The sequence below is a fragment of the Paenibacillus sp. 01T442 genome (assembly GCF_056398345.1).
The window spans coordinates 546,447-563,975 of the sequence record NZ_JBFTPF010000001.1 but is presented as its reverse complement, the minus strand read 5'-3'; the positions used below and the strand labels follow the sequence as shown (position 1 = coordinate 563,975).

The following is a 17,529-nucleotide window of genomic DNA, read 5'->3' as shown; positions in this document are numbered from 1 at the left end:
ATACATCGTATACAGTATATCACAATCGCATCTAGATTGATTAGTCGATGCACCTAAGACAACAATCTAAAAATTTACAATTCCGTAATATGTAATTTACACGACCCTTACATAGTTTTGGTATAAGTAAGAAGTTAAGAGAAATGCGGATAATACCGAGGGGAGAATTACTACTAATGAAACGTAAATGGATCGTATTAACATCTTTACTGCTTACTCTTCCAGTGGCAGTTTCGGGAACAGTAACTGCTCAGCAAGTGAACGGCGTAACCTCTGAAAATGTAACCTATTCGAGTAATGGACAAGTCATTCAACCATCAGCACCAGCTGTAAATTTGGACGGCAGTTTGTACATGCCAGTTCGCGCACTATCGGAAGCCATGGGTAAATATGTGGATTGGGATGAGTTCCGTAACAGTGTATCTTTAACGGACAAGCCTGTCTTGACTGGTAAATACGAGCTGAAGGCAGCCAATCTTGCAGAAGGTATTAAAATGGGCGTGGGATCATCATTAACGCACCTTCCAGGAGACCCTGATAATGTATTCTATACGACGGCCGATCGCGGGCCTAACGGTCAACCTACAATCAATGGTAAAACAGTGCGAACATTCCCAATGCCAGACTATACACCAACGATTTATAAAATCGAAGTAAGTAAAGGTGAAATCAATATTTTAGACAAGTTCCCTTTGAAGCTAGCAGGTACTGACCCTGTGTCTGGTAAAGTTACGATTACTGGGCTGCCAAATATTAAAGGTCGCGATGAAGAGCCTTACGATGCAAAAGGCGAGAAAGTATTAGCTTACGACCCGTACGGCCTTGATATCGAAGGCTTAGCTTACAATCCAAAGGATGATTCTTTCTGGATTTCCGACGAATATGGTCCATCCATTGTCCATGTGAAACGTGACGGTACGATCATTGAGCGTATTGTGCCGAAAGGTTGGGCAAGTCAGGCATCTGCTCCGCTTGTGCCTTCCCGTGAGACGCTGCCAGAAGTGTACAACAAACTTCGCCAGAACCGTGGAGCTGAAGCTGTTGGCATAACACCTGATGGCAAATACATGTTCATGGCTATGCAAAACGCGCTTCGTAATCCAGATAAAGCCATGGACAATTCACGTCAGGTTCGGATTATTAAGTTTGACCTCGCAACTCTTAACCCTGTTGCTGAGTTTGTATACGTCCTAGAKGATGCGAAGCAATTTAAAGATCTTGTTCAAGGCGATATCGTCATCTCCGATATGGTTGTCGTGAACGAGAACACACTGTTAATCGATGAGCGGGATAAATTCTCTGGCGATAAAGCACAGTTGAAGCGCATTTATGCCATTGACCTTTCAACAGCAACCAATGTTATTGGCAAGTACGACAGTGCGACAGCAGCAGGTAAAACGCTTGAGCAAATGACGATTGCAGATCTGAAAGCCAATAACATTCTGCCTACGACGAAGCGTACCGTATTGGATGCAGTAGCATTCAAGTTCCCTTATGAAAAAATCGAAGGTGTTTCGCTCATTAATGGTGATACGCTTGCCATTACGAACGATAACGATTTCGGCATTGACAGCACGACACCAGAAAATGGTACACTTCTTTGGACATTTAAACTGCCATACACAATTAAATAGGTTACATCAACGAAAAGACCCGAAAATCCAATCATGGACTTCCGGGTCTTCTTCTTTCATCGCATGCGCTTTGCCATATACTCCCTTGGCGTCATCCCAAACTTTGCCTTGAATAGCTTATAGAAATAACTCTCATTCTCTACGCCTACTCGTTGCATGATCTCCTGAATGCTTAGCTTGGAGTTCTCCATCCATTCCACCGCTTTATGCAGCTTCACCTGATTAATATATTCGGGAATCGACATCCCGAGGTGAATCTTGGATATTTTGCTCAACTTGTAAGCAGGCAGTCTCATCATTTCAGAAATACTTGCAGCGGAGAGAGAAGAGTCGAAATAGTTGGAATCGATGATTTCCTTGATCGTGTCGGCGACAACTTGGTTGCCTTGGATGCCTTTCTCCTCACCTTCACTATGAATGGCGCGTACCGCTTCCAACAGAAGTCCCTCGAATTGCTCAATCGTTTCCTCCYCATACAGCTCGCGACTCATCAGCCTAGCGGGAACAGCAATTGGCTCCTTACTCGTACGGTTCATCTCAAAAATCGTCTTCTTCAAATGGTGCACTACCTGCATACTGACCAGCATGATGCTGCCATAGTCCAGTTTGCGAATATGAGCGAATACATCGCGCAGTCTTTCTTCTGTTTTGATTGCATGCCCCTTAGGCACTGCATCTGTAAATTTGCTCACCAACGCCAATACTTGCTCTACATCCACACTCCCCGTATTCTCGTCAATACGTACCTGTGTAATCACAGATTTCGTTCCAAACACATACCGATAAGAACTGTTAGCCAAGGTCTCGTTATAGGCGGCGGCAATCGCTGTATATTCCGTAATGACGTTGCTGACCGTTGCCGAAAAAGAGATATGGTAGTGCTTCTCAATGTAGTTCTGCGCTTCCCGCAGCGCTTGTTCCACTTGTTCCACGGAATCCATTTGACCTTCAGCCGTGTTCAAAAGAATCGTGAATGAGTCGTCTTTCATATCCACAGTTTGGGCAACCATCCCTATTTGAGATATGGCATCCGTCGTGACATTGGCGATCGCGAAGCGCAGCAACTCCCTTTCTGCCAAACTTTTATGGCTTAGGAATTTCTTGTACTCATCGATGCGCAACACACAGATTAAGAACGGTTTATCTTTCGTTAGGGCATCATTCAACAGCCTCAGTACATCTTCAAATTCAGCTGCATTCATACTGTAGCTATCTGACATCAGCTTTTTCAAAAAGTAAATCTTCATGATGCTCGTATTATTATTCTTCTCGAGGTTGTATTCATAGAGCTGTTCTCTCGACTTCCGATACACCTCGGTCAAATAGGAGAACTCGTCTTTCACTCCAGGCTTTAGGAAACCATCTCGTCCCGATCCACCGAGCGATGTCTGTTCCATCAGTCTTCTCACTGGTCGATATATGCCACGAGAGACAGATAACGTTAAKAGCAGCGCCCCGACAAAAACAGCTACCGTAATAAACAAAATCGTATCCAACAGCTGCCTCAGATTGGCGTACACTTCTTTATACGGCTTCGCTTCCAACAGCGTCCATCCCGTATTTTCCAAGTAGATATAAGAGACGATGAACTTCTCACCATTCACTTTGGATTCGTAAAATCCAGCCGGCTCTCCCGCATGCATCCGATCTTGGGAAACTGACGTTTCAAAGGCTTGCTTAATCGTAACGGCCGAGGCCTTGTCCGCGATCAAAGGGGTGGTATCGGTTTCAATAAATTGATTCTTGTTGTCTAAAATGTATAAATCGCTTTGCGTTCGCGAATCAAACTGGTTAATCGTTCGAATGTTATCGACGAGCCAGTCCAATTTCACGTTGAGAATGATGGCGCCGTCCATCACACCTTTTTCATCCACATTTTCAAACATGACGTAACTCAGCACCGTATCGTAGGTAGGTTTGGCGCTACTGCCACCGGTTTGCATTTTCCGCACAATCGCTTTCAATGGCGTAATATGAGGACTCTCCGCGAGAACCTTATCTAATTCAGCATCCTTATGGTACAGCTCACCAAATGTGGAGTAATACAGCTTCTTATGGTTGTTATAGACATAAACCGATTGAACGAATGGATAGTTGGCAACGACGGTCGCATTCAGTTTATTAATCGTATTCATATGATCATACGTTTCTTCGTCATTCAAATACATGAGCGCCTTCACATCATTATTGCCGTATGTAGAGAAGGTAAGCTTACTGATCATCGTGTCCAAATAATCGATATTGTACTTCATTTGGGACAAGAGCTTTTGACTTCCTTCGTATTCGCTTTGAAACACATTTTTCTCCACATTTACATAGATCAAGCTAGAAAATGAAAGTAAAATGAGCAGGATAATGCAGTTGATCCATAGAAAAATGCGCAGCAAATACTTCTTCTCCTGAACGAATCTCCAAAGTTTCATGCCAGTTCCCCCCCTTATGTCTAAACAATATTAGGCACGAATCCCATGTACCTTATTATAACGCTTTCAACAAAAACAGTCCCTACTGATTTGCATCATAGGGACTGTCTCATTTTATACGCCTAGCTCATCCTATTTAAACACTTTCACCGACCACACATGCTCCACCGACTCACCTAACTTAAACACCACCATTGCAGCTTTCCGTGCACTTTAACACGAATATATCACTGCTGAGCATCCAAACTACCAGTCTAATTGGCTCTTCGTCGTGCTCCGAAAATACTCCCCCATTGTGCTTCGAGAGAGAGTTGAAATAACTGGAAAAACTACATCTAAATTTCAACAATTTCGCTCCAAATTCAGTAAAACTGGAAAACATACAGCTAATTTCTATCAATCTGACCAATATGCCACTAAAGAGGATATTTAGCTACATAAAATCCATCTATTCCTCATATTTCCACTAAAATGGCTAAATTAGCTACATGAAATACATTTATTACTGGGTAGAAGGTGTGAACGGGGACGGGGTGATGCTATGGTGAACGTAGAGTGCGGTGCTATGGCGACCGCGGGACGTAGGTTGTTATTGTTACTGTGGAACGGGCGTTGTTATAGTAACCGTGGGACTGAGGTGTTTACGTGAACGAGGCCGAGGCATGCCAGGTGCTCAGGGGCGCAAGCGCCCCTCCACCACTCACCCCATCTTACTCTTATACTGCGTCGGGGTAACCCCCGTATAGCTCTTGAACAATTTACAGAAATAGCGATAGTCGGAGATGCCGACTGCGCCGGATACTTCATATATTTTCATCGTGGTCCGCTCCAGCATCTCGCTTGCTTTCTCCATACGAACCCGATTCACGTATTCCAAAAAGTTCTCGCCGATCTCCTGTTTGAACATCTGACCCGCGTACGAGGGATGCATATGAACGAGTTTGGCAAGCTCTGCCAGCTGCAAATCCGCTTGATAGTGCTCGCGAATGTAGCGGCACATCCATTGGATCTCTTTGCGTACAGTCACAGGAGGCTGGGCTTGCTGATTCCACCATTCGCAGATGGCATCAATGGTTGCCAACCACCACTCACAGTACGTGTTCCACGTCGTCAGCCGATCGATGCCACTTAACCTAGCAACGACTGCGTCTGGCAGCCGCACAAGTTCAGGTTGCAGCATTTGTCTCGTCAGACGGAGCAAATCCCCCGGATGAACCGGTGGCACGCCGAGCGTGATCATCACGGATACAGCTTCCCGGAAGGCCTCTACATTCTCACGCTGTAGAGTCTTGACGACAGCCGCCGTCCACTCCCTCGTCTGCTGCGCATCGAGTCGTCGAAGCACGACGATCGATGATTTCTCACCCTCAGAATAGAAATACGCAGCCAGTCCATCCCTGCCTTTGCACATAAGGTCAGCTAGTTGTTTCCCTGTCCATTTTGGCTTCTCTAATTCTTCAACAGATCCGATGTGAACGAGGCTTTTCACAGGAGCATAGCTACTTACCGTCTCTTGCACTATTCTTGCTAGCTGATTCAAATGAAAGGCAGGCACCTCGCGCTTCGACCCGATTAGCAGTAGTAATTGGCTATGTTGCAAGGGTAGGATAGCCACGCCATTACCATCGCCTAACATCTGTGCATCCAGTTTAGCTTCAAGTACTTCGGCTAGCTGGCTTTGCAGATGCACGAGTTCCTCCACAGATGGGCCGGCTTGCCCAGCAGCTATCTTCGCACTTGTCTCCATACTCCCCTCTGCACTTGTCCCCGCATCCCCCGTCACACGCCAACCCATCGTAATACTCGTCACATAACTCGCGGATTCCAAACCCGCAAGCCACTCACTCGGCACTGGAAGCTCATGCATACTTCCCTCGCCCTCCAGCAGCCGTTCTGTCCATTGGCGTTTCCGCGCCCACTCTTTCTCCCGTTCGAGCTTAAGCTGCATCTCCAGCTTGTGATCAATATCAATCTCTTGCTCCAGGTCCTCAGCCACCTTGCGGCAAGCTTCAAGGATTTGCTCAGGGGTTTGCGCGAGCTTAATTAAGTAGTTATCCACACCTAACTCAATCGCCTGCCTCGCATACTCAAACTCACCGTAAGCCGTCAAAATAACGATTCGGACGCGCGGCCACCTTTTCCGCACATAGGCAGCTAACTCTAGTCCGTTCATATTCGGCATCGTTATGTCCGTGAGCAGCAGATGGGGCACTTCCCGCTCGATCATGCTGATTGCTTCCTTGGCACTTGAAGCCGCGCCCATGAACGTAAATCCCCCGTCTGACCAAGGAATACGCTGAGCAAAGCGTTCCCTTACCCATTTCTCGTCATCCACCATCAGTATTTTCAGCATGATCGTCTCGTCCCCTCTCCCCGACGCTATCCTTGCTCTCTCGGCTCTCCGGCCGGCAGATGAATCGTTACCGTTAACCCCTCATCCGGTTCATTATGGAAATGCAGCCCATACTGATACCCGAATGTCATCCGCAATCGCTCTTGGACATTCCGCATGCCCAAATTGTTTAACCCTTTATTCGCATTGGCAGCACCTGTATCCTCTAGCAGCAGCTTCAGCTTATCCGGCGCAATCCCCGGACCTGTATCGGAGACCTCCAGCACTACGCCAGCTCCCTCATGCTCTTTGCCACAAACAATAATATGATTAACCCCATCCTTACTGAGTCCGTAGAAAATACTGTTCTCGACCAACGTAATTAGCGTTAGCTTAGGGATCGGTGTCATGTTGTATATCTCAGGTACGGCAATATCCACCTCAAAAACGTCCCCATACCTAAGATTCATAATCTGCACATAATTGTCCAATTGCGTTAATTCATCTGCGACCGTTACAACATCGCCAACTTTATCCGTCGAATATTGCAGCAAGCCCATCAATGAGCGGATCATCTCGCACATTTCCTGTGTTTGTCCCGTCTCACCTAAGCAATAGATTGCATTGAGCGTATTATTCAGGAAATGAGGATGAATTTGCGACTGGAGTACCTTGAGTTCATGATGTCGTTTCTTCTCCTCAGAGACGCGTAATTCATTGAATAACGTTTGAATATTGTCCATCATGCCATTAAAGCTATTACCGATGTGCATAAACTCATCATTACGATTCAGTGTAATGCGAGCTTCCAGTTCACCACGCGCAGCAGCTTTTAATTGCCGTGTAATCGCCGTCACAGGTTTCCGAATATAGCTTGTTATCCATACAGATAGAATAAACGCAAGGATAATCGCGATGAATACCACAAATACAAACTGCTGCTTCAACGAATTAATTAACGGATAGGCTTGAGACTCCTCGATAACCGAGAATACGTACCAATCCCACTGATTCTGATTCGAGCTTAGTACCATATAGTTCCCAGTGGAAGTCTTCACGGTGTCGAAGGAATTCCTAGCAGATTGCGTGATCTTCTGTAAAGCATCCTTCATTTCCAAATGATTCACATACACTTTGGGGTAGACCAGATTCGTATTGGTAGAGAGAAATTCCCCATCACTAGTAAATATATAAATGCGTCGATCCGTGCCTTGCTCTGCTTGCAGMATTTTGGGTCCGATCAACGCACCTAGGTTAATATCCATCGCAACGAAACGACCACTATCAATGCGCTTAGACACGGTAATGACATAATGATCATTAATCAAATGCGGTGCACTCCACCAGAAACCTGTCGTACTCGTCTGATATTTGATTTCGGCAATACTTGGCCCATCGATATAGAACTGATAACCATAGGGAGCGCTAACTCGGACCTTATCCTCATCAATTACATAAATACTATGAAGCAGATCCATTTGGTACGATAAAATGGTTTCAATAAGCTTCGTGAAATCCGGCTCACCTACTTCATATAAAGCAGGAGTGGATAAGAAAATCAACTGACTCTGGATGTTATTCATTAACGTCTTAATATAGTTCTCCACTTGGACAACAGAGCTTTGCAGCGCTTTCTCATTATTCTGCTTAATGGGCTCAAACAATCGTTGGTAACCGAAAATCCCAATAATCAGGAATAGAACAATAACGGACATAAAGGTAAGAATGAAGAGCTTCGTACTGACGCTGGAAATCAAGTTTCTCCCTTTTAAGCGACGAATCATGCTAGTCTTCTCCTCCGCATAGTCCTCATTCTCTTACCACTCTCTAAGTATAAAAAATTCCCAGCTAATTAACTAGTAGCAGAGAACGAATTGGCCCATATCAAGATACTTAAAGCCCTCGATCAACGAGGGCTTTAAAAAACTATGCCATTTCCCCTATATAAGTAACAACGACGCCAAGCACCTCGCGCGGTGAATGACTGTACAGATCATAGGCTTCCGCTATTCGCGCCAGTGGCAGACGATGCGTAATGAGTGGAGCAATATTAATCTTCCCTTGCGTCAACAATCGCATATATTCGGCCATATTGCGACCTTCTGTCCAACGTACATAACCAATGGGATAATCAATCCCTCTCTGCTCATAATCAACTATATATCGACCTGGCCCGCCTGCACGAGAGATGAGCAGTTGAGCTTCCTTCTGAAACATCTGTTCACGATTGAACGACATCGCTACATCGCCAACTATAATGATTTTGCCTCTGTCACGAATCCAACCAAGTGCTTTGTCGATCATCCCACTGAGACCACCACCGACACATAGAATGACAACATCCACACCAATGCCACCTGTCAGTTGCGTCATGTGACGAGTCATCTCATCCTCGTTGTTATACATATTGGGTGAACCGAATTCGATCAACTTTTCTACACGTTCCTTCATTAGATCTAATCCGAACACTTCATATGCTGACGATTCAGCAACTTGGCAAATGATCTGCCCCAGTATACCTAATCCTACGACGAGAACAGATTCACCGAAGCGCAAATCCGCTTGGCGCAGCGCATGTATCGCAATCGCCCCAGGGCCAACATAAGCGGCTTCTTGATCGCTAACCTGATCCTGCAAAAGAATGACAAGATTCTTAGGTACTTTCAGGAGCTCGGCGTGACGGACAAAAGGGGAACCATAACAAGCAACGCGATCCCCCACTTGTACATGTGTTACACCTTCTCCGACTTCAACCACCTTGCCCATTGCACTATAGCCAAGTGTACTGGGTACGGTCGTCGTGTCTTTCAGCATGATTTCCGTGCCAGGACTAATCGCTGAGCAAATGGTTTCCACTATAACATAATTGTCCTCTATGGTTGGAGCCTCCTGATCTAGAAGTTCGATATGGCCCTTCACTGTATAGACAACTCTCATTGGATATTCCCTCTTTTTCTATCCCTTAATGGAGCCCAGCATCGTACCTTTTACAAAGTATTTTTGCAGGAATGGATAAATAATTAGCATTGGTAATGTAGCAACAACGACAACCGCCATCTTAATCGTTTCTGGCGGCAAAGCATCCAAGACTAAGGAATTCAGCGATAGCTCGGTACTAATATTCGGCGTTTGAATCATACTTCGAAGTACAACCTGCATCGGCATTAACGTTTTGTCTGAGATATAGAAAATCCCTTTGAAATACTCGTTCCAATGCGTAACCCCATAGAATAGTCCAATGGTCGCCATAATCGGAGCGGATAAGGGGAGAACGATTCGCCATAACGTTGCTAATTCGCCACAACCGTCTACTCTAGCCGCTTCTTCTACTTCAACGGGAAGATTCTCGAAGTACGTCTTCACGATCAGTAGATTGAAGGTTGATACCATGCCTGGCACGATGAGTGCCCAGACGGAATCATATAACCCTATACTGCGCACCACCATGTAAAGCGGAATAATACCACCGCTAAAGATCATCGTGAAGAAAATCGCCATGAGAATAAAATTGCGTCCTGGAACTGATTTCTTGGCTAGTGGATACGCAAGCAGCGTAGTCACAACAAGGTTCAGTGTTGTCCCCACAATCGTAATGAAAACTGTGATTTTCAAGGCTTGCGGGATACGAGCCGACTGGAACACTTCCTTATAGGCTTGCAAGGTCCAATGCTCTGGCCATATGACGAAGCCCCCGTTTTTCAAAACCTCAATATAAGGAGTTAAGGATACAATGATGACATAGTACAAGGGGAATAACGTAACCAAAGCGGCTACGGTAAGTACCGTATAGATGCACGCGTCAATAACTTTATCTTTTTTCGTTTTATGAATGATGAATGACATCAGAGCTCCACTCCCCTTCAAGGATCACGCAAGACATTACCATATGCCTGATCCTCCCATTTTCTTAGCTACCTTATTCGCACTGAGTACCAATATCAATCCGACCAAGGATTTGAAAACACCCATCGCCGCCGCTACACCGAACTCCAACCGTTCAAAACCGTAGCGATAAACCCACGTATCGATGATGTCTCCTGTGTCATAGACACGTGCGTTCAAGAATATGAAAATCTGATCAAAGCCTGCATCCAAGATCCCGCCAATTCGAATGATTAGCAGGAGTACAAATACATCTCGGATACCCGGCAATGTAATATGCCACAGCTGTCGTCCGCGTCCGGCACCATCGACCACGGCAGCCTCATAAAGTTCTTGATTAATAGTAGCCAGCGCAGCCATGTAAATAATGGCTCCGAATCCAGTATTTTTCCATATTTCAGTGATAATTAGTAGTGGCCTGAAGAAGTCTTTATTCGTTAATAAATCAATTTGTCCCCAACCCATATCACGCACAAACGTACTGATTAACCCTGAACTCGGTGCAAGGAAAGAAAACACTAAGCCGTAAATGATGACCCATGACAAGAAGTAAGGACCATAGGTAATCGTTTGTACCCATCTCTTGAACCAGCGAACTCTAACTTCATTTAACATTATTGCCAAGATCACGTCGGGTATCATGCTGCCAATAATTTTGAGAATACTAATTTCCAATGTATTTCTGAGGATTCTCTTGAAATCAGGACTATCAAAGATCACTCGAAAATTATCGAAACCAACCCAAGGGCTTCCCCAAATGCCCTTCATAATATTGTAGTTCTGGAAAGCAATTAGCGTGCCTGCCATTGGGGCATAATGAAATATGACATAATAGAGAAGGCCTGGTATCATCATGAGATAGAACCATCTACTGCGATACACACTTTTCCATTTACTTTCTCTCGTGCGTGGAGCTATCGTTATATCGTTCTTAGCAGCTATGGTTTCCGCCATCGCCATCTCCTCCTAGCTGTCTCTATCAGACCGAAGACAGAAGGAAACCCACGAACAACGCCGGGTTCCCTTCGATGCCTTCACTCTCTTATTTAAAATCGTTAAGCTTATTCTTCAATGCTGTATTCAAAATTTTCGTGTACTCCGTGAATATATCTCTACCTTTGAATTTGGTCATGAGCTCTTCACGGTACTGCGGCCAGTTCTTGCCACTCTTATCTTCAAGAACACCTTTGATATGGTATTTACTCATCTCTTTACGGAAATCACCAATGTTAATGCCAGCTGGCGGAACCAAGCTAACCGGAGGCAATGCATCATGCTTAGGGTAAGACTCAACTGTCTTCAGAATAGCACGGTCGTGATCATTAATACGTGGATCTACTAGCTCGTATCCTAGCACCTTCGGCTCATCAGGTACAAAAGCATTGTACACATTTAACCAGTTGCCAGCTTTCGCAATATCAGCTTCGAAATTAGCAACATTCAACGTAATTTTCTTACCATCTTTCGTGTAATGTTTGCCTTCTTGACCATAATGTGTTAATAAGAAGCCTTCATCGCCTGTCAACCAGTTCAGAATTTCCATGGAACGTTTAATTTTATCAGGTGTTTTCTGAGCTGTTGTTTTACTGATCAAAATCGTGTCAACTGCAACGTTATTTTTCCAAATAATCGGCTGATCTAGCGGGAAGATCGGTACCCAATTCGCTTTAGGATCTAATGCTTTAGAACGATTCGCCACGCTTGTCGGATTGCTATCTAGGATGGTAGTCTTATCTCCAGAGAAGAACATACCTACTTTACCTTGTGACGCTTTATCCAATTGTGCACCCGGTTTATTCAAGAACCAGTCCGGATCTACAACGCCTTGATTAATCCAATCCACGACTTGATCAATGACTTTCTCTACTTTAAGATCCGTCCGGTTATCGATATACGTATTGTTCGCAATCATGAAGTCAGCTACAAGACCGTTATTCAACCATTGCGGGAAATCAAACGGCAAGTTAGCACCATTTCCTGCTGCTGAGAAACCAAACGTATCATTCTTACCATTACCGTCTGGATCATTCTTCGTGAAGGCTACCATGACTTTCGTTAATTCGTCGTATGTTTTTGGCGCTTTCAATCCAAGCTTATCTAACCAATCCTGCCGAATATGCCAAGCTGCATACGTATTACGTGGGAATATATTCATACCGCGGAAGAATTCACCTTGTTTAATCTGGTAGGCATTGACTTCATCCTCAGATACCCATTTGAAATAGTTCGGTACAGCTGCTTTCGTTAAGAATGGGGCAAGGTTACCAGTGATTCCATCCGAAATATACTTTTGGGACTCTGCACCACCAGAGATGAACATATCTGGCACATTGCCGCCAGCCATCGTTGCATTCAACTTGTCATAGTATTCTTTACCGTTCATCATATAATCTATCTTGAGATCAACATTAAACTTTTCTTCAATGGCCTTCTTAACAAAATCTTTGTCTGCGGCAGGCAAATTCACATTCGCAAGATTTCCGCTAATGACGGACCAGTTCAACGTCAGCTTCTCAGGTTTAGCCGTAGCAGACGCATTGGTCGATCCTGTCGGCGTGCTTGTCGATGTTGTCGTTTTGCTATCTGAACAACCTGTAAGCGTAACGATTGTAGCAGCGAGACCAATAACTACTAATTTCTTCATTTCATTACCCCTCCTATTTATATACGTTCCGTAAACTCTTATCTCACTTTATTTTCATGATAGCGTTTACTTGTTCTTAGTATAGAACCAACCCATTAGTGAAACTAGCAGACGCATTCAAGAAATAGTGGTTAAAATACAGATCTTTATTGGAAAATTTATACTACAATTTTAACCTTATGCTACATAATAAGAAACACCCTTACGCTGGCATTACTGCAAGTAAGGGTGTTTGGAAATCGCTCATGCAACTAAAAAGGTCCAACAAGACATCATTGCTCGATTGCAACAAAAAGGTGACGCCCAGCTTCACTTCTTTAATGGCATGTCACTGCTTGGCGACGATTATAGTGATTGTACGGTTGACGGTGTTCATCCGACAGACCTTGGCTTCCAACGCATGGCGAAGTGACTTGATCCCGTGTTCCAAGCGTTGCTGAAGGAATACTTATAACAAAAAGACCTGGCACGTGGGTAGTCCACATGTCAGGTCTCTTCCTTATGCTTGGATGCGAGTTGTTTCTCGTTCTATAAAAACAAGCGGAACTTCAAATTCTCGCTCCTCGCTGGCTTCTACGGTATGTCCAAACTTATGAAGCAATTTATGGATAGCCTGTTGCGCCTGTAGCTCATAAGGAATGTCCCAGCTAGAGATGCCAGGGTAACTATGCATAGCCATGTAGTCGTTATTAATGCCGATCATTTGTAGTCGGTTCGGGAAGTTGATCTTCTGTCTATTGGCAGCCGAAAGCAGTTTTAATGCAACATGATCATCAAAAGCGATGATCCCCGTTCGCTGCGCTGGCCCCGCTACCACCTCTTGGAGAAATGCGTCCACGTCCAGTCCCTTCATTTCGACGATGCGATGAGGAATCTCCACGGACAGTTGCTGTAAACCCAGATGAAATCCATGCCGACGCTGTTCATCAATCACATTCGAGATCTTACTGCCCGCGTAGATGAGTTCATCGCAGCCACGATCCACAAGCAATTTCGTTGATTGTCTGCATGCCTCGGCAAAGCCTAAATTTACAGCACCAACGGCAATATCCTCGGGCCAACCCCAGCCATTAATGAGCACCAGAGGCGTTCCGCTGTTGACGATTGCGCGTGTGGAATCCTTTCCCATCGCTAAACCATGACAGATGAGTCCATCCACTCTTCGCTGTAGTAACACTTCTAGATTTCTTCGTTCAATGGTCGGATCGAATCCTCCTGAAGAAAAAACGGATAAATGATAGCCCGCATGGTGGGCTTCCAATTGTAAATACTCCGCTAACCGTCCGTAATAGCTCGTCAACCCAGGAACGATGAGGCCAATTTCAAAAGTTTTGTTCCGACTTAACCCTGCTGCCATGGTATTGCGTCGATATCCCAATTGCTCGGCCGCCAATTCGACTTTGCGAATCGTCTCTTTCGACGAACGGATTCCTCCTCTATTCAGCACATTGGAGACCGTGGCAATCGATACCCCAGCTGCTGCTGCCACTTCTACAATTGTGACTTGTTTGGGTCTGCTCATATGTGTTTCAGCTCCATCGGTTAAACGTTTAACTTGCTCCTTTAGATTAAAGTGATCTAATAAGCCTGTCAAGCGAAATCCAATGGAATCCCCGCGCCTCTGCAAAAAAATCGCTCCCAGGACATAAACTATGTCCTAAGAACGATTCCTGTCATCCGTTAATCTTAATTAATGTGGGTATACCGTCTCAAATTCATCGCCGCAAGGACCGCCACTCGGGTTAATCTCCAAAGAGACAGCTTCCCCATTGGCTCGATACAAAGGTCGATAATGATTGCTAATATGCGTCGCGGAGGCATTGGCATAATGGCAGATGAACGCGCGGCGGAAGCGATCCTTGCTCTTATTTCGATAAGAACCATGAATCAGATTGCCATTGAAAAAGAGGACATCCCCCCGGTCCATGATGACCGGCATAGCCTTCTCGTCCTTCGGCGGCTTCACGTAGTGGGTCGTAAAAGATTCCTTCGAATCTGCGATGTCGGGACATGAGATTTCGAKGGCATTCGTTTTCGGAACAACGAGCAATCCGCCATTTTCCTCATCAGCCGCGTCAATAGCTGTCCATGCCGCAATACAGTTGCCTGGCTCCACCTGCAAATAAAAGTTATCCTGATGAAGCGCCTGCCCCCGGGAGCCTGGCGGTTTGTAATAAAACATACTTTGCGCAGCTAGTGCTTCTTCTTCATACAAATCTGCTAGAACATCTAACACGGGCTGATGCAGCATGTACGCTTTCGCAGTCTCATTAAACCGATGCGGGTGCATGACACGCGGATAGCGTTTCAGCGGGTCGGCGACCTCCGTCGATCGATCAGGTTCAAAATATCCTGGAACCGTCTGATCGCTAATCGCTTCGAAGGTTTCATCAATTTTAGCCAAATCTGCTTCTGAAAATAACCCTTTCACGATCACGTAACCCTCGGTCTCAAAATGCTGTTTTTGTGCCGTTGTCAATTTATTTAGTGATTGTATCATCCTTATTCCCTCCAAGTGAACCTTTATTTCTTTGTCTTTAGCATATCGAAATAACCGGTTACATAGAAGTATTAATCTTGCTAATGATTCCTACAATCCTGCTATTTCATGTTATACTGAAATCTATCTTAAACAGGTAAAGAAGGGATTATCCAACATGATATTGGATGCAAATGGGTTGTTCGCCGGCCATTACATAGAATCAGATTCGTATGTGACTAAACGTCCTCAAGGTCGGGATGATTGGTTATTAATTTTCACACTAGAAGGAGCTGGCTTTGTAAATTACCAAGGTACAGAACATATCTGTAAGAAGGGGGCCCTCCTTTTATTAGCCCCTGGAACTCCCCAACACTATGGCACTTTGACAAACCATACCTGGCAATTCGTATGGGCGCATTTCCCCTCCACACTTTCTGAAACCAACTTGCTTCCTCAGGAGAATCAGCTCCTCGTCATGATCGAGAACGAGTCCATCCAAGAGCGCATTTACCTAGCTTTCTCCCGCATTTTGGCGGATTCGCGGGAACGCGGCGAGTATTGGTTCGAGCTCTGTTGCAGCTCCTTGCGGGAAATCCTGCTGATCATGGCGCAGAAAAACATCAGCAAAATGGATCCCCGCATTGAAGAAGTTCTCCATCTACTCTCCCAGCAGATGCGCGAACAGATTCGGCTTGAAGATCTTGCGCAGACCGTCGGTCTCTCCCCGTCGAGATTATCTCACCTTTTCAAAGAGAGCACAGGCTACTCCATTATTGATACACTGAATCGCATGCGGATCCAACAAGCCGTTATGATGCTAGCCCATACGGGACGCAGAGCTTCGGACGTTTGTTACGACGTTGGTTTTCAAAACTATAACCATTTCACGAATCAATTTCGTAAATGGCAAGGCATGACCCCGAGTATGTTTATGAAAAGTCCGCGATAAAACAATTCAATTTATTCCTATCAGATTACTATGAATTAATGTATAATGATCATAATAACTATTCATAGTGAATGGAGGGATGACGATGACAACCCAACTTTGGCGTGGCGATTACGATTGTGTAGATGAAGTTCCCTTGCATCGGGTGCGGGGTAATCAACTAGGAATTTTGCTAAGTATACTGGTCAGTGTTCTCAGTCAGCAGTTATGGATTCTCGTCCTACCGTTACTTGTTCAGCTGATTAGTCGTACTTATGGCGTGAAATACAATGTATTCGTGCGGCTGTTCTCTCCACTTTTTCCAGTTAGCACACGAACAGAAAGCCGCGAATTGCTTCGTTTCAACAACTTGTTGGCTATCCTATTTCTCATCGTTACCCTTACGGCTTTGCTTTTAAATATCACGACACTCGCTTATATCGCACTAAGTATGCTTACCCTAGCCGTTGTGCTGGCTTTATGTGGATTCTGCTTCGGATGCTTCATCTATTTTCAATGGAAGCGGTTTTGGGCACGAAGAAGAAATGCATAAGCAGTCATACTGAAGAGGCTGTTTCAGAAGTGGAAAAGGAGCTGGCGCGGCTGCGCAAAGCTCCTTTTTTTATACATACAATCATCCTCGCTTCTCAGGGGTCGAAATATCCACATACACATCACCTTCGATGAGAATTGGTTTATACCTTTCTAATTCCGGCAGCCCCATGCCGACAGACGTTCCCACGATATCGAATTCGGCTCCGTGACAGGGGCACCAGAAGAAGAGCTCCTTTTTCCGACTTCGCTGCGCTTCTGTAGCTGGTTCCACCGAACATCCCAGATGCGTGCATGCCGGTGAAAGGATGACAAGTGCGCCGCGCTCATCTTTGGTCACATAGACGAAGCCCTGCTTAGGCGTCTTTACCCAGGCATCTTCAATCGTAGCGGTATAAAAAACCTTCTCATAGCCAGTCATCGCTTGCAGCTGCTCTACTGCGCCAACCTTTACGAAACTAGACGGAATCTTCCGTGTGGCTGGATCATCCAGCTTTTTCCCATGAACCGCTCCGTAATAAAACAACGCTGTATCCCCAAGCAACACGCCAGATACGCCCAGGACAACTTTACTTGATGTGCTCAAAAAAGCTCTTCTTGTGATCTTTCGCGGTAAATGGGTCATCATACGAAGGTCAACTCCTTCACTTGT

The 17,529-nt window shown here is 45.1% G+C and carries 14 protein-coding genes; 4 read left to right on the top strand and 10 right to left on the bottom strand.

The window, feature by feature from the left end:
• Positions 1-176: 176 nt before the first annotated feature.
• Positions 177-1,634 (top strand): esterase-like activity of phytase family protein, encoded by a 1,458-nt coding sequence (locus tag AC1DLM_RS02410; protein WP_477568978.1) that lies wholly within the window; start codon positions 177-179, stop codon positions 1,632-1,634.
• 56 nt (positions 1,635-1,690) lie between these two features.
• Here the strand turns inward: AC1DLM_RS02410 and AC1DLM_RS02405 are convergent, their stop codons facing one another.
• From AC1DLM_RS02405 to AC1DLM_RS02375, 7 genes are all read right to left on the bottom strand, one after another.
• Positions 1,691-4,057, bottom strand: coding sequence for a helix-turn-helix domain-containing protein (locus tag AC1DLM_RS02405; RefSeq protein ID WP_477568977.1), 2,367 nt, complete (start codon positions 4,055-4,057; stop codon positions 1,691-1,693).
• Between the two features lie 700 nt (positions 4,058-4,757).
• Positions 4,758-6,410 (bottom strand): response regulator transcription factor, encoded by a 1,653-nt coding sequence (locus tag AC1DLM_RS02400; protein WP_477568976.1) that lies wholly within the window; start codon positions 6,408-6,410, stop codon positions 4,758-4,760.
• A gap of 26 nt (positions 6,411-6,436) precedes the next feature.
• The gene (locus AC1DLM_RS02395; protein ID WP_477568975.1) at positions 6,437-8,173 is read right to left on the bottom strand and encodes a sensor histidine kinase; all 1,737 of its coding nucleotides are present in this window, start codon (positions 8,171-8,173) and stop codon (positions 6,437-6,439) included.
• 142 nt (positions 8,174-8,315) lie between these two features.
• Positions 8,316-9,326, bottom strand: coding sequence for a zinc-dependent alcohol dehydrogenase (locus AC1DLM_RS02390; protein WP_477568974.1), 1,011 nt, complete (start codon positions 9,324-9,326; stop codon positions 8,316-8,318).
• 18 nt (positions 9,327-9,344) lie between these two features.
• On the bottom strand, positions 9,345-10,232 hold the full coding sequence (locus AC1DLM_RS02385) for a carbohydrate ABC transporter permease (protein ID WP_171634674.1): 888 nt from the start codon (positions 10,230-10,232) through the stop codon (positions 9,345-9,347).
• Positions 10,233-10,268: 36 nt separating this feature from the next.
• A complete protein-coding gene (locus tag AC1DLM_RS02380) occupies positions 10,269-11,225 on the bottom strand; it encodes an ABC transporter permease (RefSeq protein WP_477568973.1) in 957 nt (318 codons plus the stop codon).
• An 88-nt stretch (positions 11,226-11,313) separates the two neighbouring features.
• On the bottom strand, positions 11,314-12,915 hold the full coding sequence (locus AC1DLM_RS02375; RefSeq protein WP_477568972.1) for a type 2 periplasmic-binding domain-containing protein: 1,602 nt from the start codon (positions 12,913-12,915) through the stop codon (positions 11,314-11,316).
• Positions 12,916-13,147: 232 nt separating this feature from the next.
• Here AC1DLM_RS02375 and AC1DLM_RS02370 point away from each other — a divergent pair, with 232 nt between their 5' ends.
• Entirely contained in the window at positions 13,148-13,327 is a 180-nt protein-coding gene (locus tag AC1DLM_RS02370) for an SGNH/GDSL hydrolase family protein (RefSeq protein WP_441991416.1), read from the top strand.
• Between the two features lie 87 nt (positions 13,328-13,414).
• On the opposite strand, the gene AC1DLM_RS02365 is transcribed toward AC1DLM_RS02370, so the two are convergent.
• Both AC1DLM_RS02365 and AC1DLM_RS02360 read right to left on the bottom strand, forming a co-directional pair.
• A complete protein-coding gene (locus AC1DLM_RS02365) occupies positions 13,415-14,542 on the bottom strand; it encodes a LacI family DNA-binding transcriptional regulator (RefSeq protein WP_477568971.1) in 1,128 nt (375 codons plus the stop codon).
• Positions 14,543-14,605: 63 nt separating this feature from the next.
• Positions 14,606-15,415, bottom strand: coding sequence for a phytanoyl-CoA dioxygenase family protein (locus AC1DLM_RS02360; RefSeq protein WP_477568970.1), 810 nt, complete (start codon positions 15,413-15,415; stop codon positions 14,606-14,608).
• Between the two features lie 157 nt (positions 15,416-15,572).
• On the opposite strand from AC1DLM_RS02360, the gene AC1DLM_RS02355 reads away from it, so the two are divergent.
• Together AC1DLM_RS02355 and AC1DLM_RS02350 are read left to right on the top strand one after the other, a co-directional pair.
• Positions 15,573-16,346, top strand: coding sequence for a helix-turn-helix domain-containing protein (locus AC1DLM_RS02355; RefSeq protein WP_477568969.1), 774 nt, complete (start codon positions 15,573-15,575; stop codon positions 16,344-16,346).
• An 85-nt stretch (positions 16,347-16,431) separates the two neighbouring features.
• Entirely contained in the window at positions 16,432-16,878 is a 447-nt protein-coding gene (locus AC1DLM_RS02350; RefSeq protein ID WP_477568968.1) for a DUF4395 domain-containing protein, read from the top strand.
• Positions 16,879-16,959: 81 nt separating this feature from the next.
• On the opposite strand, the gene AC1DLM_RS02345 is transcribed toward AC1DLM_RS02350, so the two are convergent.
• Complete coding sequence (locus AC1DLM_RS02345) at positions 16,960-17,505, bottom strand: Rieske (2Fe-2S) protein (protein ID WP_477568967.1); 546 nt, start codon at positions 17,503-17,505, stop codon at positions 16,960-16,962.
• Between the last annotated feature and the right edge of the window lie 24 nt (positions 17,506-17,529).